The following is a 17,666-nucleotide window of genomic DNA, read 5'->3' as shown; positions in this document are numbered from 1 at the left end:
CCGGGCGCTCAGAGGCTGATGTGGTAGGCCTTGCGCAGTGTCTCGTGCACCGTCCACGTCGTACGGTCGCCCTCGCGCAGGACGCAGGCGTCCCCCGGGCCGATCTCCAGCGTCTCGCCGTCCTCGACCGCGACGGTCGCACGCCCGCTGACGACCACGAACAGCTCGTTGGCCTCGGTGTCGGTGACCACGCCGGGCGTGATCTGCCAGATCCCCCGCAGCTGCTTGCCGTCCGGCGACTCCCAGAGCACCTTTCCGGTCACCACGGGCTCGCCCGAGACGATCTGCGCCGGGTCGAGCGGTTCCGGTTCGAGGTCGGCGTCCGGGATGTGCACGGAGAAGGAGGCGGGAGCTTGATCAAGTGTGGTCATGGTCGGTCACCCTAGCGGCCGCACCGGACCGTCGTGCCACCAGGACCGACTGGAAGAAGGCCGGCCGGCCCTTCGCGTGCGGGTGCGCCGTCCGGCTGCCGCGGTGGTGTCGACGTGGTGCTTTCGGCGTGCACGACGGCGACGGGCGACACGTCGCGGAAGGGAAGGGCCCACAGCCGGTGGCTGTTCGGCTCCCGGGACACGTTTGAGGTCGGACCGCCCGCGACAGGGATGTGGACATGTCACCGAACGCGCCGCACCGCGCCCACCCGTACGCACCGGCCCTCTCCACCGAGGTACGGGAAGCTCTCGCCGCGCACCGCCCCGTCGTGGCACTGGAGTCGACGATCATCGCGCACGGTCTGCCGCGCCCCCGGAATCTACGGGTCGCGGAAGAGCTGGAAGAGCTCGTACGGTCCGCGGGGGCGGTCCCCGCGACGATTGCCGTACTGAACGGCAGGGCCCATGTCGGCCTGGACAAGTCCGAGTTGGAACGGGTCGCCGAGGATCCGACGATGCGCAAGCTCGGACACCGGGACCTCGCTCCGGCGCTGGCGGCAAAAGCGAGCGGGGCGACGACCGTGTCCGCGACAGCGTTCCTCGCGGCCCGCGCCGGGCTGCGCGTCTTCGCGACGGGCGGCCTCGGCGGTGTACACCGGGAGTGGACCGAGACCCAGGACGAGTCCGCGGATCTCCGGCTGCTCGCACGGACCGACATCACCGTGGTGTGCGCGGGCGTGAAGTCGATCCTGGACGTCCCCGCGACACTGCAGCGCCTGGAGACACTCGGGGTCGGAGTGCTCGGCTACCGCACGGAGCACTTCCCCGGCTTCTATCTCAGCAGTTCGGGGGAGCCGGTGGACTGGACGGTGCGTACGCCCGAGGATGTCGCGGAGGTGATGCGGGCCGGGGACACGCTCGGCGGTCCCCCCGCGGCTCTGATCGTCGCCAACCCCGTACCGCAGAGGGACCAGCTGGATCCTGCCCTGCACGACCGCGTACTGGCGGAGGCGCTGGACGCGTGCCGGGAGCGCGGCATCACGGGCCAGGCCGTCACACCCTTCCTGCTCGACCATCTGATGCGGCAGACCGGAGGGGCGTCGCTGGACGCCAACGTGGCGGCGGTACGCGGAAACGTATCGCTTGCGGCGCGGATCGCCATCGCCTGGGCCAGGGTCCAGGAGGGACCGCTGGAGCGGGAATCGGCAGGACCCCGGTGACCGGCGGCAGCCTGCTCGTCATCGGGGACGTGGTCACGGACGTGGTGGCCCGGCATGTCTCGCCACTCGTCCACGGCACGGACACGGCGGCCCGGATCAGCACGCTGCCGGGCGGAGCCGGCGCCAATGCCGCCTGCTGGGCGGCGCGTTCGGGCTGCCGGGACGTGCGACTGCTGGCGCGGGTGGGCACGGACTCCGCGGCCTGGCACGAGGATGTGCTGCGGCGGGCGGGGGTGCGTCCTCTGCTGGTGGTGGACGACGGAGCGCCGACCGCCACCGTCGTCGCGCTCGTCGATTCCGCGGCCGAACGCACCTTCCTCACCGACAGCGGCGCCGTGCTGCGCCTCAGCCCCGCCGACTGGTCGCCGTCCCTGCTCGACGGCATCGCGCATCTGCATCTGTCCGGCTATCTCCTCTTCGCCGCGACGAGCCGCGCGACGGCCCTGCTCGCCCTGCGGGAGGCCCGGCGGCGGAACATCCCGGCGAGCGTGGATCCGGCCTCCGCGGGCTTCCTCGCCGCACTCGGCGTCGACACGTTCCTGGCGGCCGTGGAGGGAGCGGAGCTGCTGCTGCCGAACGCGGACGAGGCCCGGCTGCTCACCGGACTCCCCGAGCCGGCCGACGCCGCCGCCAAGCTGAGCCTGATGTTCCCTCGGGTCGTCGTCACCCTGGGCGAGGAGGGTGCCCTGCTCGCCGCCGGAGGGACGGTGACCGGACGTGTTCCCGCCGTCCCGGTGCGCGCGGCGGTGGACTCCACCGGGGCGGGCGACGCGTTCACCGGAGGGTTCCTCGCGGCGCGGCTGGCGGGGGCGGACGAGGCCACGGCCGCGGCGGCGGGCTGCCGGTCGGGGGCCGAAGCGGTCGCAACGGTCGGCGGCCGGCCCGGCGGGTGACCTACCCGCCCCCGGGCAGCCCGGTCCAGGCGGGGTGGAGCGGATCGTCGGCCCGGACGACCGCGTCCGCACGCCCGGCGGGCTCCACCTCCTCCTCGTACCGCGCGAAAGCGGGCAGAGTCCACCGCTCGCTCTCCTCCGTGCGCCGTCGCAGCGCACCCGGCGAGAGCCGCAGATGAAGACTCAGGTCGAACGGGAACCAGTGCCCGAGCAGCAACGGCCCGTGCATCACCAGCACACCGCCTTCAGGAAGGTGTTGATACGGGCTGCGGGTGGCCCGGTCCGTCACCGGGTCCCACAGATCGGGCAGCACCCGCCCACTGCCGCCCGCCTCCAGCGGCCCGAGCACCTCACGCCAGAGGGCTCCCGTGTCGAACCAGCCGTCGACGTACGAGTCGGGGTCCTGCTTGCCGTACTCGTAGCGAAGGCTCGCCGGGCGCAGGAACCCCTCGGTGGACACGACGAGCACGGCGCGGCCACGGATCCTCAGCTCCTGCGCGACACGCTCGGCCAGCTCCCCGGTGCGGGCGGCCGGAGCGCCGTCGACGCCGACCTTGAGCCACGGCCCGCCGTCCGACGGCTTCAGCCCGTCGGCGTACCCGGCAAAGGTTTCGGCCAGCCGTTCCCAGGTGATCGCTTCGAATCGCACCCGACCATCATCGCCCCAGGATCGGTGCGCCGGCGTCGGCCGTCCCACCGGCAGGGCGCCTCGTCATGGCCGGGCGGGGGCGGCATGCGATCCCCCCGTCCGGTGGGGAGGCCGGGGCGTCCTGTGCCGAGCGCCTGCGGCAGTTCCTGCGCGAGGGCCGACGGCGCGCCGGGACGGGACCGCGCGTGCCCGCCCCGTCCTCCGCCACCGGATTCTCCCCGTCCATCACCCTTCGCTCCGGTCCTCGTGCGGGAAGACGCCCGCCGGTCGGCGTCGGCGGCCGGCGAGCGTCACGCGCTACGTCACTTCCGCGCGCCGCAGTCCACCGCTTCGGCGTCGTCGGAGAGCGCGCTTCCCTCGGGCAGCAGATAGGTCACCCAGAGCACGACCGGCTCGGTGCCCAGATTCCGTCCGATGTGGCGGTGCTTGGACCCGGACGGTTCGATGAACGACGTGCCCGCAGGCGTCACCTCGACCGAGCAGTCGTCCAGAGTGCGCGTCAGCGTCCCCGACTTGACCACGGCGATCAGTTGGCCGCTGTGGGTGTGCCAGCCGGTGGAGCCGCCCGGCTCCACCGTGATCGTCCGGAAGGTCACGTCCGTACGGCCCTTCGGCGTCTTCACCTTCAGCTTGCCGGCCGATGTGCCCTTCGCGACAACCGTGCCGCTCACCCCGCTGCCGGGAGTGGCGAGTGCCGCCGACGGCACGAAGCCGAGCGCCGCCACGCAGCCGCCGATGACCAGGGCCTTACCCACTCGCCCCTGCGGCCCCTGCTGTTCCGGTGCCCCTTGCGGATCCTGCTGTTCGTGCTGCCCCTGCCGTCTGCCGAACCTCACGCGAATCCCCTCCGCCTCGGTGTCCCGGGCATCCCAAATGCCCCGACGCTACCCGGGAGTTGAACCTCGGAACCACCCGGACACGGAGGTCTTCGGGAAGGTCCTCGCCGAGGCCGGCGCGACGACCCCGCAAGCGTCACGCGCCGCGCAGCTCAGCGGCCAGCGCTCCCTCGCCCGCGACCTCGATCAGCCCGTCCTTCACGGCCTCGGCGAGCGTGAACTCGCCTCGCCCGAGCGCGAGACAGACCTCGTCGTCGAGCACGATCCGGGCATCCGCGTGAGTGGCGGGTCCGTCCCCGTACACCCCCGTACCGTCGGCCGGTCCACTCGATCCGCCCACGCGCACGTGGAACTCCCCCTCATCGAGGCGGACTTCGACCACTCCCGCGTGGGTCAGCCCGTCCAGCGCACGGAGCAGCGGCAGCGCGAACCAGTGTGCCCGCACCGCGTCGGTCGGCCGCCGCTCACCGATCGCCGGCGTGCCCCACTCGGCGAGCGCGACGAGGACCGGCAGCAACCCGTGGCCGCGCTCGGTCAGTTCGTACACCGCCGCGGCGGCGGGCGGCGGCAGCCTGCGACGGGTGGCCAGTCCGCCCTGCTCCATGTCCTTGAGCCGGGACGCGAGGACGTCCGTACTGACACCGGGAAGGTCGGCGTGCAGATCGGTGTAGCGACGCGGCCCCGCCAGCAGTTCACGGACGATCAGCAGGGTCCAGCGGTCCCCCACGGAGTCGAGGGCCCGCGCGGTGGCGCAGAACTGGTCGTAACTCCGGCGGCGCGCGGGGCGTGCGGGTGGCTGCTGCTGACGTGGCATGCGACGCAGTCTAGACATGTTGTTGGACTTTCCAAGCCCAGGCTTGGTAAAACCAAGTATCGCAATCGGGTCGGGGAGGCACCACATGGAATTCCGGCAGTCCAGCAAGCTCAACGAGGTCTGTTACGAGATCCGTGGCCCGGTCATCGAGCACGCCAACGCCCTGGAGGAGGCGGGCCACAGCGTGCTCCGCCTCAACACGGGCAACCCCGCACTCTTCGGATTCGAGGCTCCCGAGGAGATCGTCCAGGACATGATCCGGATGCTCCCGCAGGCCCACGGCTACAGCGATTCGCGCGGCATCCTCTCCGCCCGCCGCGCGGTGGCGCAGCGCTACCAGGCGATGGGGCTGACCGATGTCGGGGTGGACGACATCTTCCTCGGCAACGGGGTGTCCGAGCTGATCTCCATGTCCGTACAGGCGCTGCTGGAGGACGGCGACGAGGTGCTGATCCCGTCGCCCGACTATCCGCTGTGGACCGCGGTGGTCACCCTCGCGGGCGGCAAGGCCGTGCACTACACCTGCGACGAGGCGTCGGACTGGAATCCGGACCTCGCCGACATGGCATCGAAGATCACCGACCGCACCAAGGCCGTCGTGATCATCAACCCGAACAACCCGACCGGCGCCGTCTATCCGCGCGAGATCCTGGAAGGCATCCTCGACCTGGCGCGCAGGCACGGTCTGCTGGTCCTCGCCGATGAGATCTACGACCAGATCCTGTACGACGACGCCGAGCACCACAGCGTGGCAGTCCTCGCCCCCGACCTGCTCTGTCTCACCTTCAGCGGCCTGTCGAAGACGTACCGGGTGGCGGGATTCCGCTCCGGCTGGATGGTGGTGTCCGGCCCGCAGCAGCACGCCCGCAACTATCTGGAGGGCCTGACGATGCTCGCCTCCATGCGGCTGTGCCCGAACGCCCCCGCGCAGTACGCCATCCAGGCCGCGCTCGGCGGCCGGCAGTCCATCCGGGAACTGGTGGCTCCGGGCGGCAGGCTGTACGAGCAGCGCAACCGGGCCTGGGAGAAGCTCAACGAGATCCCCGGAGTGTCGTGCGTGAAGCCGAAGGGCGCGCTGTACGCGTTCCCACGCATCGATCCCAAGGTGCACAACATCGTCGACGACGAGAAGTTCGTCCTCGATCTGCTGCTGCGGGAGAAGATACAGGTGGTTCAGGGCACAGGCTTCAACTGGCCGCGTCCCGACCACTTCCGGATCCTGACCCTCCCGTACGCCGACGATCTCGACGCGGCGATCAGCCGCATCGGCCGCTTCCTGAACGGATACCGCCAGTGACCTGCCCCACCTGCCGGTTCGCCGTCCATACGCAGTTCGCCTCGCCCGAACTCGTGGGCTCGATCGTCGAGGGCGGACTCGATCCGGCCACCGACCCGGGCTGGGCGGACTCGGGGGCGGAATCACCCGCCGAGTACGCGCGCTGGGCAGGTCACCTGTGCGGTGTGACCTGTCTGCGCATGGCGCTCGGCGCCGGCGCCCCTCCGCTGTTCGCCCTGCGTGACGGAGCGCTCAAGTACGGCGCGTACACGGAGGATGCCGAGGGGGCGATCCGGGGTCTGGTCTACGCGCCCTTCGCACAGTACGTCCGGGAGGTGCACGGCCTCGATGCCACCGTCCACCGCCACCTGTCGACGGACGAGATCGTGGCCCTGCTGGACGAGGGGCGGACGGTGATGGCGTCGGTGCACTACGGGATCCGGCATCCGGAGCGGCCGGCTCCGGGCCGGGGCGGTCATCTGGTGTTGCTGACGTCCCGTACGCCGGACGGCCACGGGGTCCACTTCCACAACCCGTCGGGCACGACGGCCACGACGCGGGCCGCGGAACTGTCCCTGCCCGACTTCGAGCGGTTCTTCGCCGGACGCGGGGTATCGCTCGCCGACGGAACGCGGCAGGGACCGGAAACGGGAGCGGACCCGGGGGCGTAGCCGGCCCCCGGGCCCTGAGTGATGCCGCCCATTCGGCACGCCGGCACTTTTAAGAGCCCGGGTCAGTCGTAATGTCGCCGCGTCCTTCCTTTAGACGACCGCAGATCGAAGCTCCGCGGGTTGGAGTCGAACCAACATCTCGACGCGCATGGGCCCGAGCCCGTTTGATCCGGCGATCGGCGGCGAATGCTGAGTCTGGAGCAAGAGTCTGAGATTGATCGCGGTCTGCCTCTGCCATTTGGGCTACCCCGGCCCGCCCGCGTACAGGGATGTACGCAAATGCCGGGGGGAGGACTCGAACCTCCACTGGAACCGCGCCGTCACGACAAGCTTCAGTTTCAGCTTGCGCTCCTCGCGCACCCCGGCCGTGACAATGCGGCCGGGGAATCCATGGTCGGCTACCCGAAGAGGTAGCCGAATACCGCATCACCCACCCGCTGGTCGGTGACGTCCACGCCGTTGGCCTCCTCGCGGGCGAACTTCACGGCCTGCTGGAGCTTCTCCACCCGGTCCAGGAGTTCGTTGATGCGCCGCGCGGGAAGTGCCCCGGAGAACTTCACGGTCGTCCAGTAGCCGATCGGGACGTCCTCGTAGTACACCTCGACCTGCGCCGGGTGCTTCTCGGTGGCCTCCGCCTTCACGTGGTTGCGGGGCACCTTCTTCGTGCGGAGCGTGCGGACCGGTTCGGTCTTCCAGGAGTCCGTCGACGGGTCCTGGGTCCACGCCTCGGCGGCGTCGAGCACCGGCAGCTTGCGCACGAACGTATTGATGTCCGTCAGCTGCTTCTCCAGGAAGAGCAGATACGACACCGGCACCTCGGCCACGAGCACGCGGCCGTCGACCTTCACGTCCGCGCGGGCCGCACAGTTCGCCCAGTCCTTCGTGGCGGTCACATCGAAAAGCCGGGTCAGCGTCGCCGCGGTGTTCCGCAGCACGTCCTCGGCCTTGATCTGCACCAGCGTCGACTCGGGCGGAAGCTGCTCACCCTCCTCGTCCTTCGGCTGGTAGGTCCGGGAGATCCCGGCCAGCAGCCCGGCCTTCTGGAGGCCGTGATGTGCCGCCGTCAGGTCCTGGTGAGCCTTGGACTTGACGCCTTTCTCCACTGCGATGATCTGATTGAGTTTCGCCACGCGAGGGAAGTTAGCACCGCCAACCCGACGGGAACGAAGGGTTTTTGGCGAAGATCCGCTCTCCGGCTACTCCGTCTCCCACGCCTGCCCCGTCACCGGTACGGGTGATTTCCCCCGCGCCGCCATGTCCCGCCGCTCTCCGGTGCGAGCCCCTTGTCACAGTGAGCCGCGCGCGGTCCGCGTCCACCCCCCTCCTCCGAACGAAGGCCACCCCCTTGTCGCTCCTCCCCCACTCGACCAGCCGCTCCGGCCACCCGAGCCCGGACACCTTCAGCAACGACAGCCGGCACGGCCCGAGGCGGCCCATCGCACTCACGGTGGCAGCCGCCGCCTTCGCCGTACTGGCCGTGGGCGAACCTGTCGCGTACGCCACCCTCGGCAGCGGCCCGCCCGCGGCCTCGAAGCCCGTTGCGTCGACCGCTCTAGCCCGCGGCAAGGCCTACATGGAGACCCGGCTGCTCTTCGGTACGGAACGCCCGGACGGCGGGCCCATGGTGACCGACCAGCAGTTCCTCGCCTTCGTCGACGAGGAGATCACCCCACGCTTCCCGAAGGGCCTCACCATCCAGGACGGCCGCGGCCAGTGGCGCGACTCCCGCGGGATGATCGCGCGGGAGCGCAGTTACGAGGTGATCCTGCTCTACCCGGCGACCGAGTCACGCGTGCGCGATTCGCAGATCGAACGGATCCGCAACGCGTACGAGAACGCATACGCCCAGAACTCGGTGGGCCGCCTGGACGAGCGTACGACCGCCGATTTCTGACGACACCGCCCGCCCTGGGGCGCACGGCCGCCGCGACGACTGCGGCCATGCGGCCGATCGCAGCGTCGGCGCACCGCGCCGACCGCGGGCCGGCCCAGCAGGGGAACGAGTCGTTCCGGAAAGCGCGACCGATCCTTCTTCCGGTCACCGTCGCGTTGCTGATCGCTGTCCTCGTCCACCTGCGGAGCCGGCGGACAGACAAGGAATCCGGGCGGAGCCGGTGTCAGCGGCCGAGCAGAGCCATGAGTGCGCCCACCGGGTCGGTGTCCGGCATCGCGCGGGGCCACCAGTCGTCCTTGTCCCGGTCCGATTCGTAGCCGTACCAGCGGCCGTCGTGGCCGAAGCGGAGCTGGAGTATGCCCTCGGGGTGGGTGAGGTGGTTGCGCCAGGGCTGGAAGCGGGGAAAGTCGCCGGCCGCGAGGGCGGGGCGGGCCCGGTCGAAGGGACCGGCCGGGGGGTCCCAGGGATTCTCCAGGACGTCCAGCCCTTCGGCGCCGCCCTGGCGCCAGGCGGCGACGGCGCGGGCCAGGTCGGTGGTGGTGCGGCCGGTGGCGTAGGCGAGCTCGCGGTAGAGGGCGCGGGTGGTGGCGGTGAGCCCGGCGGTGGGACGGGCGGCGGCCAGCCGGACGGCGTCCTGCCAGGGGGTGAGCCCGGCGAGCGGATCGTGTCCGGTGGTGAGGAGCGTGAGCGCGCGGGCCGCCGCGTCGGTGGCGAGGTGGTCGAGGGCGAGCGGGTCGCGGGCGCCGGGCAGTTCCGGGTACGAGGGCGGCTGGCCGGGATGCGCGGGTTCCGGGAGCGGGGAGGGCAACGGGGGCAGGAATCGGTCGGCGAACGCCTCACGCGCCGGCACGGAGGGGGTGGCGGCGGCCGTGGGCCGTTCCCGGGCGGAGTGCGCGGCATTGCGCCGGCCCAGCTCCTCGACGAGTTCGCGCTCGCCCCGGCCGCGCAGCAGCAGGAGGACGAAGGGGTCGGTGTCGAGCAGACGGGCCATCTGGTAGCAGAGGGCGGCGACGTGCTTGCAGGGCCAGCCGTGGTCGGGGCAGGAGCAGCTCGGGTCGAGGTCGTCCGCGGCGGGCAGCAGTCCGATGCCGGTCTCGGCCGCCGTGTCGACCAGGCCGTGCGGCATCTCCTTGGCGAGCAGCGCGGAGAGATGGCCGGGCCGTTCGGCGACGGCGTCGAGGAAGGTGTCCCAGCCGGTGTCGGTGAGGGTCCGCAGCCGCAGTTCGGTCCGGTACGGGCGGGGGCGGCTGCCCTGGACGTAGGCGACGACGCGGCCGGGAGTCACGGTGATCGCGGCAACATGGCCACTGTCGGCATACGTACGGCCGCGGGCGAGGCGCCCCTCGTCCATCGACAGGGACTCCAGCGCCGCCACCCAGGACCGGCCCCACCAGCTGTCCGCGAACGGTTCGCCGGCGTCGGACGTGCGGGGCGGCACGGCGTCGAAGGTGCGCCTCAGGTCGTCGGGGCCGGGGCGGGCGCGGACGTACGACGCGGGCCGGGAGCGGGGGCTCACGACGGCCTCCGGAGCGAGACGAGGTCGGCGAGGTCACGGTCGCTGAGTTCGGTCAGCGCGGTCTCCCCGGTGCCGAGCACCGCGTCGGCCAGGGCCTGCTTGGCCGCCAGCATCTCGCCGATGCGGTCCTCGACGGTGCCTTCCGCGATCAGCCGGTGCACCTGGACGGGCTGGGTCTGGCCGATGCGGTACGCGCGGTCGGTGGCCTGCTCCTCGACCGCCGGGTTCCACCAGCGGTCGTAGTGGATGACGTGGGCGGCGCGGGTGAGGTTCAGTCCGGTGCCCGCCGCCTTGAGGGAGAGCAGGAAGACGGGTACCTCGCCGGACTGGAAGCGGTCCACCATCCGTTCCCGTTCGGCCACCGGCGTACCGCCGTGCAGGAGCTGGGACGGGACGGCGCGCGAGGCGAGATGGGCGGAGAGGATCCGGGCCATCGTCACGTACTGGGTGAAGATCAGCACGGAACCGTCCTCGGCGAGGATCGTGTCGAGGAGTTCGTCGAGCAGGGCGAGCTTGCCGGAACGGCCGATGAGGCGGGTCGGCTCCTCCTTCAGATACTGCGCGGGGTGGTTGCAGATCTGCTTGAGCGAGGCCAGCAGCTTCATGATCAGTCCGCGGCGGGCGATGCCTTCGGAGGCCTCGATGAACGCCATCGTCTCGCGTACCGCCGCCTCGTACAGCGTGGCCTGTTCACGGGTGAGGAAGACGGGGTGGTCGGTCTCCGTCTTCGGCGGCAGCTCCGGGGCGATGCCCGGGTCGGACTTCTTGCGGCGCAGCAGGAACGGCCTGACCAGCCGGGAGAGGCGCTCGACCGCTTCCTCGTTCCCGAGTCCTGCCGCGGTGCCCGTGTTCTCGACGATCCGGGCGTGCCGCGCACGGAACGCCTTGAGGGGGCCGAGCAGCCCGGGGGTGGTCCAGTCGAGCAGGGCCCAGAGCTCGGAGAGGTTGTTCTCCACGGGGGTGCCGGTGAGGGCGATCCTGGCCGGGGCCGGGATGGTGCGCAGCGCCTTCGCGGTGGACGAGTGCGGATTCTTCACGTGCTGCGCCTCGTCGGCGACGACAAGTCCCCAGCTGTGCTGCGCGAGTTCGGCGGCGCTGGACCGCATCGTTCCGTACGTGGTGAGGACGAAGCCGTCGTCCGGGTCGTCGAGCGTGCGGTCGGTGCCGTGGAAGCGGCGGACGGGAACACCCGGGGCGAAGCGGTTGATCTCCCGGTGCCAGTTGCCCAGGAGGGAGGCGGGGCAGATCACCAGGGTGGGTGCGGGGTGCGCGCGGCGCAGATGCAGCGCGATGACGGTGATGGTCTTGCCGAGTCCCATGTCGTCGGCGAGGCAGCCGCCGAGGCCGAGTGATGTCATCCGGTCGAGCCAGGCCAGGCCGCGCAGTTGGTAGTCGCGGAGCGTGGCGTCCAGCCCGGGCGGCGGCTCGACGGTGGCGTCGTCGGCGAGGATGCGGGTGCGGAGTTCGGCGAGGGCACCGGCGGGCACCGCCTCGACCTGTTCGCCGTCCACCTCCGCGCTGCCGGTCAGCGCGACGGCGAGGGCGTCCACCGGGTCGAGCAGGCCGAGCTCACGCTTGCGTGCCTTGCGTACGAGCGCGGGGTCGACGACGACCCACTGGTCCCGCAGGCGCACCACCGGGCGGTGGGCCTCCGCGAGTATGTCCATCTCCCGCTCGGTGAGCCGCTCGTCGCCCAGCGACAGCTGCCAGTTGAAGGAGAAGAGCTGCTCGGCGTCGAAGAACGAGGTGCCGTCGGTGGCCGAGCCGGGCGCGGGCCTTACGACGGCGGTCGCCGTGAGGGAGCGGACGAGTTCCCGCGGCCAGTGGACGCTCACGCCTGCCGCCGCCAGACGCGCCCCGGCGTCGCTCAGCAGCTCGTACAGCTCGTCCTCGGTGAGGGCGAGCACGTCGGGAACCGGCAGGTCCAGCAGCCGTTCCAGCGGCGCCCAGACGCGGGCGGCGCGGCGCAGTGCGAGCACGGCATCGATCCTGGCCCGCGGCCCGAACGGTTCCCCGCCACCGCCGTTCCACAGTGCGGCGGCGTCGATGACGTACGTCGGGTCGGCCAGGCTGTGCACCTGCGTGATCGCCGCGGCGGCATGCCGCGCGGCGCCGCGGTGGATGTCCGCGGTGTCTTCGGTGGTGTCGTCGGCGCCGGGGCCGCCGTACGTGTCGGCGGTGTCGAAGAGTTCGTACGCCGACAGGTCGAGCCGGAGCGACACCCGTACCCCCGCGTCCAGACCGGCAGCGACCTCGGCGGCCCAGTCACGGGCACCGGGCAGGTGCTGGGCCTCGCGGGCCGCGAAGGGGGCCCCCATCGCGTACGCCGCCGCGGGTGTCCGGGGCAGGGTGTCGGCGACCGCGTCGAGGAACGCACCGACCAGAGACTCGGGGTCCGGGAGCTGGAGCGGTGAGCGGTCGGGGAGCGGGACGGCATGTGCCTCGGGCGGCATGGCAGCGGCGATCGCGCGCAGATGGGCGACGTCCTCGGCGTCGCGCGGACCGGCCCGCCATGCGTCGTGGTCCTCGGCCGTCAGACCGGGGACCAGTCGGCCGCGTGCCACCAGGTTGAGCCCATGGAGCGCGGCCGCTCCCCAACAGCGGGCGGCCGGATGAGCGGACTGCCGGTGCCGGGCGCGGACCAGCAGCGGCAGAGCGTCGGCCACGGGCAGCAGGACGGCGGGCACGGCGCGAACACGCACCTCACCCTGCTGCCCGTGACGCCGCACGACAGTGATCTCGGCGCCCTCGGCCGGACCGGCCGGCTCGATCTCCGGAAGCGGACCGTCGTCCGGGTCCCAGAAGGCGACTCGCCCGTCCCTCGGCAGCGACGCGGGCAGGAAGACGGCAGCGCACCGCAGGAAGCGAGCCGTGGCCACGTCCTGCGCGTCCTGTTGCACACGTCCTGCCGAGGTCATCGCTCCCCTCCCGTCCCGCGCTCGGTCGTCCCGTCCCACTGACTACGCGAGTCTAGGCGGGGGGTCTGACAACCGGTCCCCGGCCGGCAGGCTCAGGTCAGTGCCTGGCGAGCGGCTTGGAGCGGGCGACCCGCGTGGGCCCGGAGACCACCGGCGCGCCGGCAGGTGCAGGCGGAGGCGCCGCCGCGGGCGCCACGGGCGGCGCCTGTTGCGGCTGAGGCTGCGGCTCCGGCTGCGGTTGTTGCAGTTCCTGCTGCATCGGTGCGGGCTGCTGCGCCCGCTCAAGGAAGCGGAGCAGCTCCACCGGGAACGGCAGCACCAGTGTGGAGTTCTTCTCCGCCGCGACCGCGACCACGGTCTGCAGCAGTCGCAGCTGCAACGCGGCCGGCTGGGCGGACATCTCGCCGGCCGCTTCCGCCAGCTTCTTCGATGCCTGCAGCTCCGCGTCCGCGTTGATGACCCGCGCGCGCCGCTCGCGGTCGGCCTCGGCCTGGCGCGCCATGGAGCGCTTCATCGTCTCCGGCAGCGATACGTCCTTGATCTCCACTCGGTCGATCTGCACGCCCCAGCCCACCGCAGGGCTGTCGATCATGAGCTCCAGGCCCTGGTTCAGCTTCTCCCGGTTCGACAGCAGGTCGTCGAGGTCGCTCTTGCCGATGATCGACCGCAGGGATGTCTGCGCCATCTGCAACACCGCGAACCGGTAGTCCTCGACCTCCACGATCGCGCTCGCCGGATCGACCACCTTGAAGTAGATGACCGCATCCACCCGCACCGTCACGTTGTCCCTCGTGATGCCGTCCTGCGCGGGCACGGGCATCGTCACGATCTGCATATTGACCTTCCGCAGCCGATCGACGCCGGGAAGGATCATGGTGAATCCGGGGCCGCGCACATCGTTTCGCAGCCTGCCGAGCCGCAGCACGACGCCCCGTTCGTACTGCTTCACGACCCGCGCAGCCGCCGCCGCGTAGACCACACCCACGGACGCCGCCGCCGCTATCGCGACCACCAGTTGTTCGACCATGACGGCCCCCTGAAAGCCGGAAATGCCTGATTCGCGCCGCTATTACCACGTTATGCCCATTAAGTACACCGGGCGAACCCCGACCCACGGGATGATCACCCGGCAGGCCCCGCACCGGATGCCGGGACTGCCGGGAGAGGGCAGGGTGACCATCGTCAGCACCTGATGTACGGACGAGCCGGACGAGACAGACGAGGACCCGCCCATGCCCGTGATCGATCAACGACGCCGCCGTCTCGGCATCGCAGCCGGGACCGCGCTCCTGACCCTCACCGTCGCCGGCTGTTCCGGCCTCGGTCGCACCGCGGTCGGGCCGGTCACCTACGTCACCGAGCGGGATGCCGTGATCATGTTGAACAGCCCCTCGGTGAAGGGCTGCCACCGGCTCGTTCCGGGTGCCAAAGCAGTGCAGAACGGGACCCTGATCGACATCATCCTGTACCGGACACGGGACTGCACGGGCCCGGGGACCACATATGTCGCCACCACGCTCACCGATGTGAACGCAGCGACCTCCCTTCCCTGGCGCAGCTTCAGCACGGTCCACTGACCGCGGCGACGAGCTTCCGCAGCCCGGTACCGAGGCGCGTCCGCGGGACGCTGTTCGGTGCCGGGCTGCGGCAGTGGACGTACAGTGGACGCGCGGTGACCCGCTCGCCCTACGCGCGCCTGCGGATGAGCGCGACCAGCCGTGCCGTTCTGTCCCGCCGCTCCCGGGCGATCAGGACGACCAGCCCGATGAGCAGTGCGGGCATGATCGCGTTCACCGGGTCGAGCAGCGTCAGTTGGACGATGGAGGCGCCGGCCAGCAGCCCGGCGAAGGCCATCGCCGCGACGCCCGACAGCAGGGGCACCAGCAGGGCGATGGCGCCTGCCATCTCCAGGGCGCCGATGAGATACATCGCGCCATGGCTCCAGCCCATGCGGTCGAAGGTCTCGATCGCGGTTTCATGGGCGATCAGCTTGGCGAACGCGCTGAAGGCGAAGAACAGGGCGAGTACGACCCTGGCGACGGTCAGCGCGACCGCCCCGCGGCTGCGTGCCGTGCTCTCCCTCGTGGCGTCGGTGGTCGTCGTGTTCGTCGCCGTCGTGATCTCGGACATCGGGGTCTCCTCGAAGAAGCGTCGCGTGGTGTCGCGTACACAGGGGTAGACCCCGCCGCCCTCCGGAACTCATCGCATCTCCAGCACCTGGTGCTGCGACCGGAAAGGTTTGCCCCGTCGCAGCATCAGGTGGGCCGGGCCCGCACCCACACCCCGTCAGCCGTGAGATACCGGTCCACGGTCAGTCCCGCCGCCTCCAGATGCCCCTCGAACTGCTCCTTCGTCAGCTCTCGCGACAGGAAGGTCTGGGTCCACCGCGCATCGTCGAAGACGTACTCCGCGCGCACCGCGTTCACCTCGTCGCCGACGGGGTCCGCCGAGACGATCCGCACGATGCAGCCTGACGCGTCGACGCGCTCCCGCGGCAGATCGGTGTGGTAGTCGAGACCCTCACGCTGCAGCAGCACGACGCCGCCTTCCCCGACGTGCCGTCGGCAGGCGCGCAGCATTCCGTCGCGCACCCGGTGTTCGCTCGTATGCACCAGAAAGGACGCCAGCATCACCACGTCGAAGGTCTCGTCACCGAGATCGAGGGACTCGATGGGGCTCTGCACCGTACGCGCGCCCCGTACGTGTTCCAGCATCTGCGGCGACTCGTCCACGGCCGTGACCTCGAAGCCGCGCTCGACCAGCGCATGGGTCACGCGGCCCGCCCCGCAGCCGAGTTCGAGAATGCTCGCACCGGCGGGCACCGCCGACGCGATCACCTCCGGTTCGTCGCCGACGGAAAGCCGTCTGTACAGCTCGACCGCGCAACCGTCCGGAGTGATCGAGCCGGGGCCCGTACCCGAATATCCCTCACGCACCCGTCGTCCGCTCATATGCATCCGAACGGACGGCTGTTGGGCACGGTTCCCGCACGCGACGCCCTCCCGCGCCGGGCTCCTCGACGTCCGGCGTCCGTCAGCACACCGGATAGCGCTCCTGCGGCCATGCCACGGCCTGCTCGAACTCCAGGCACAGATCATCCGCCAGCTCGGCGATCACGGATCGTCCCTCCGTCAGCACGAGCCAGGAGGGCGGAAGTTGCACGTCACCGTGGTGGGCGCCGAGCAGATTGCCGCAGACCGAGCCGGTGGAGTCGCTGTCGCCCGAGTGGTTGACCGAGAGCAGCAGCGACTCCGCCACGTCGTCGGCGCCGGGCAGCACCAGGGCGCAGTACACGGCGATGGCGAGGGCCTCCTCGGCCACCCAGCCCGCCCCCAGCGACTCCACCTTCTCGGCGGTCGGCGCCCCCTGCGCGGCCAGATCGACGGCCGCGCGCAGCACCGCCGTCGTCTCCTCGTGCCCCGGGTGGCGGGCCAGCAGCTCCATGGCGCGCAGCACGGCACCCGCCATGGAGTCGCCCTCCAGCAGATGGGCGATGATCGCGGCGAAAGCCCCGGCGGCGACCGCACCGGTCGGATGCCCATGGGTGATCTGGGCACAGCGGGCGGCGAACGCGAAGCCGGTCGCAGCTCCCTCGCCGATCAGGCCGAAGGGCGCGGACCGCATCACCGTGCCGCACCCCTTGGACCCGGTGTTGACCGGGCCCGGCAGGCCGATCGGTCCCGTCGGGTCGGGGATGTGGCCGGCCGCGAGTCCGGTGAGGCAGGCATTGCCGGGGGCCCGCCGGGCATACAGGAAGCGCTGCTGCCGCAGCCACCCGGTCCGTACGAGGTCGTCCCCGCCGCGGGCGGGCGGTGCCGGATGGTTCTGGGTGTCGAGCCAGCGCAGATAGCCATTGCGGACAATCTCGGTCTCGGCGCCGCCGATCCCCTTCGACATGGCCCGGGAGTGCGCCCTGATCAGCCCTTCCGCGGTGAACAAGGTCATCTGCGTGTCGTCGGTGACCCGGCCGACGACCCCGTCCCCGTCCGCGACAGGCTCCCGGACGCCCTGCTCCCCGTAGGTCCGGCGGATACCGGAGAGCGACAGGAATTCCACCGGGTTTCCCAGGGCGTCCCCGATCGCACCGCCGAGCAGCGACCCGCGGACCCGGGCCCGGCGGGTGGCGCTGTACCCCCATGGTGTGCCGTTCACGGATGGTCCCCCACGTTCTGTCGTCGTCGTTACTCAAAACCGCGACCGCGGGTCCATCCTGGGAGGAGAGGCGATCACCATGCGTACCGGCAATGAACCGATGACCGCACGTAGCCCGCTGCGCCTGCGGCTGTGCCTGAGTCTATGGGGCATGGCCTGGGCACTCTTCGGCCTGACAGCCTTCAGCCTGGTCGACCGTCCGGGCTGGGCCGCGGCCTGCGGCCTGCTGCTTCTGCTGACGCTGGTGGATCTGGCAGTGATCGTCCACCACATCCACCAGGGCCCGCACTACCAGCCGGGCCGCAACATCCCCCCGTACGAACCGGACCACGGTGGTCGCGGTCGGTACGGGCACTGACCTCCGGGTCCCGACGCTGGGCTCCGTCATCAGGGACAGGAATCAGGGCCGGACCGGTAGGGGAAGCCGTCGCCGCACAGCCGGCCGGCCTACGGGCA

The 17,666-nt window shown here is 71.2% G+C and carries 18 protein-coding genes and 1 pseudogene; 7 read left to right on the top strand and 12 right to left on the bottom strand.

Annotated elements, in window-relative coordinates; all coding sequences use genetic code 11:
• Positions 1-8: 8 nt before the first annotated feature.
• Entirely contained in the window at positions 9-371 is a 363-nt protein-coding gene (locus ACFU6I_RS05685; RefSeq protein WP_384361992.1) for a cupin domain-containing protein, read from the bottom strand.
• Positions 372-610: 239 nt separating this feature from the next.
• Between ACFU6I_RS05685 and ACFU6I_RS05680 the strand changes: the two genes are divergently transcribed.
• Together ACFU6I_RS05680 and ACFU6I_RS05675 are read left to right on the top strand one after the other, a co-directional pair.
• The gene (locus ACFU6I_RS05680; protein ID WP_384361989.1) at positions 611-1,591 is read left to right on the top strand and encodes a pseudouridine-5'-phosphate glycosidase; all 981 of its coding nucleotides are present in this window, start codon (positions 611-613) and stop codon (positions 1,589-1,591) included.
• Positions 1,588-2,484 carry a carbohydrate kinase family protein gene (locus tag ACFU6I_RS05675; RefSeq protein ID WP_384361986.1) on the top strand — a complete coding sequence of 299 codons (897 nt, stop codon included), beginning with the start codon at positions 1,588-1,590 and terminating at the stop codon, positions 2,482-2,484. Before ACFU6I_RS05680 ends, ACFU6I_RS05675 begins: the two co-directional genes overlap by 4 nt.
• Position 2,485: 1 nt before the next feature.
• On the opposite strand, the gene ACFU6I_RS05670 is transcribed toward ACFU6I_RS05675, so the two are convergent.
• From ACFU6I_RS05670 to ACFU6I_RS05660, 3 genes are all read right to left on the bottom strand, one after another.
• Positions 2,486-3,133 (bottom strand): uridine kinase, encoded by a 648-nt coding sequence (locus ACFU6I_RS05670; RefSeq protein ID WP_384361983.1) that lies wholly within the window; start codon positions 3,131-3,133, stop codon positions 2,486-2,488.
• Positions 3,134-3,435: 302 nt separating this feature from the next.
• The gene (locus ACFU6I_RS05665) at positions 3,436-3,969 is read right to left on the bottom strand and encodes a cupin domain-containing protein (RefSeq protein WP_384361981.1); all 534 of its coding nucleotides are present in this window, start codon (positions 3,967-3,969) and stop codon (positions 3,436-3,438) included.
• A 136-nt stretch (positions 3,970-4,105) separates the two neighbouring features.
• Entirely contained in the window at positions 4,106-4,783 is a 678-nt protein-coding gene (locus ACFU6I_RS05660) for a winged helix-turn-helix transcriptional regulator (protein WP_384361979.1), read from the bottom strand.
• A gap of 85 nt (positions 4,784-4,868) precedes the next feature.
• Between ACFU6I_RS05660 and ACFU6I_RS05655 the strand changes: the two genes are divergently transcribed.
• Entirely contained in the window at positions 4,869-6,080 is a 1,212-nt protein-coding gene (locus tag ACFU6I_RS05655; protein ID WP_384361976.1) for a pyridoxal phosphate-dependent aminotransferase, read from the top strand.
• Positions 6,077-6,730, top strand: coding sequence for a peptidase (locus ACFU6I_RS05650; RefSeq protein WP_384361974.1), 654 nt, complete (start codon positions 6,077-6,079; stop codon positions 6,728-6,730). Before ACFU6I_RS05655 ends, ACFU6I_RS05650 begins: the two co-directional genes overlap by 4 nt.
• Before the next feature lie 280 nt (positions 6,731-7,010).
• Here ACFU6I_RS05650 and ACFU6I_RS05645 read toward each other — a convergent pair.
• A pseudogene (locus ACFU6I_RS05645) lies at positions 7,011-7,096 on the bottom strand.
• 32 nt (positions 7,097-7,128) lie between these two features.
• On the bottom strand, positions 7,129-7,860 hold the full coding sequence (locus tag ACFU6I_RS05640; RefSeq protein ID WP_266986876.1) for a hypothetical protein: 732 nt from the start codon (positions 7,858-7,860) through the stop codon (positions 7,129-7,131).
• Between the two features lie 305 nt (positions 7,861-8,165).
• Between ACFU6I_RS05640 and ACFU6I_RS05635 the strand changes: the two genes are divergently transcribed.
• Positions 8,166-8,624 (top strand): DUF3574 domain-containing protein, encoded by a 459-nt coding sequence (locus ACFU6I_RS05635; RefSeq protein ID WP_384362217.1) that lies wholly within the window; start codon positions 8,166-8,168, stop codon positions 8,622-8,624.
• 223 nt (positions 8,625-8,847) lie between these two features.
• On the opposite strand, the gene ACFU6I_RS05630 is transcribed toward ACFU6I_RS05635, so the two are convergent.
• The 3 genes from ACFU6I_RS05630 to ACFU6I_RS05620 form a co-directional block, all read right to left on the bottom strand.
• Positions 8,848-10,140: an SWIM zinc finger family protein gene (locus tag ACFU6I_RS05630; RefSeq protein ID WP_384361972.1), complete on the bottom strand. Its 1,293-nt coding sequence runs from the start codon at positions 10,138-10,140 to the stop codon at positions 8,848-8,850.
• Positions 10,137-13,058, bottom strand: coding sequence for a DEAD/DEAH box helicase (locus tag ACFU6I_RS05625; protein ID WP_384361969.1), 2,922 nt, complete (start codon positions 13,056-13,058; stop codon positions 10,137-10,139). The genes ACFU6I_RS05630 and ACFU6I_RS05625 overlap by 4 nt, the downstream gene beginning before the upstream one ends.
• A gap of 97 nt (positions 13,059-13,155) precedes the next feature.
• Positions 13,156-14,085, bottom strand: coding sequence for a slipin family protein (locus tag ACFU6I_RS05620; RefSeq protein WP_384361966.1), 930 nt, complete (start codon positions 14,083-14,085; stop codon positions 13,156-13,158).
• A 205-nt stretch (positions 14,086-14,290) separates the two neighbouring features.
• Here ACFU6I_RS05620 and ACFU6I_RS05615 point away from each other — a divergent pair, with 205 nt between their 5' ends.
• Positions 14,291-14,635 carry a hypothetical protein gene (locus ACFU6I_RS05615; protein ID WP_345514703.1) on the top strand — a complete coding sequence of 115 codons (345 nt, stop codon included), beginning with the start codon at positions 14,291-14,293 and terminating at the stop codon, positions 14,633-14,635.
• Positions 14,636-14,744: 109 nt separating this feature from the next.
• Here the strand turns inward: ACFU6I_RS05615 and ACFU6I_RS05610 are convergent, their stop codons facing one another.
• The 3 genes from ACFU6I_RS05610 to ACFU6I_RS05600 all read right to left on the bottom strand — a co-directional run bounded on the left by ACFU6I_RS05610 (position 14,745) and on the right by ACFU6I_RS05600 (position 17,210).
• On the bottom strand, positions 14,745-15,188 hold the full coding sequence (locus ACFU6I_RS05610; RefSeq protein WP_384361963.1) for a DoxX family protein: 444 nt from the start codon (positions 15,186-15,188) through the stop codon (positions 14,745-14,747).
• Positions 15,189-15,313: 125 nt separating this feature from the next.
• On the bottom strand, positions 15,314-16,009 hold the full coding sequence (locus ACFU6I_RS05605; RefSeq protein WP_384361960.1) for a class I SAM-dependent methyltransferase: 696 nt from the start codon (positions 16,007-16,009) through the stop codon (positions 15,314-15,316).
• An 82-nt stretch (positions 16,010-16,091) separates the two neighbouring features.
• A complete protein-coding gene (locus tag ACFU6I_RS05600; protein ID WP_384361957.1) occupies positions 16,092-17,210 on the bottom strand; it encodes an ADP-ribosylglycohydrolase family protein in 1,119 nt (372 codons plus the stop codon).
• A 79-nt stretch (positions 17,211-17,289) separates the two neighbouring features.
• On the opposite strand from ACFU6I_RS05600, the gene ACFU6I_RS05595 reads away from it, so the two are divergent.
• Positions 17,290-17,568 (top strand): DUF6343 family protein, encoded by a 279-nt coding sequence (locus ACFU6I_RS05595; protein ID WP_326792199.1) that lies wholly within the window; start codon positions 17,290-17,292, stop codon positions 17,566-17,568.
• The last annotated feature ends 98 nt before the right edge of the window (positions 17,569-17,666 follow it).

This window comes from Streptomyces sp. NPDC057486 (assembly GCF_042802415.1).
GTDB lineage: Bacteria > Actinomycetota > Actinomycetes > Streptomycetales > Streptomycetaceae > Streptomyces > Streptomyces yanii.
This window is presented reverse-complemented; position numbering and strand designations above follow the sequence as displayed.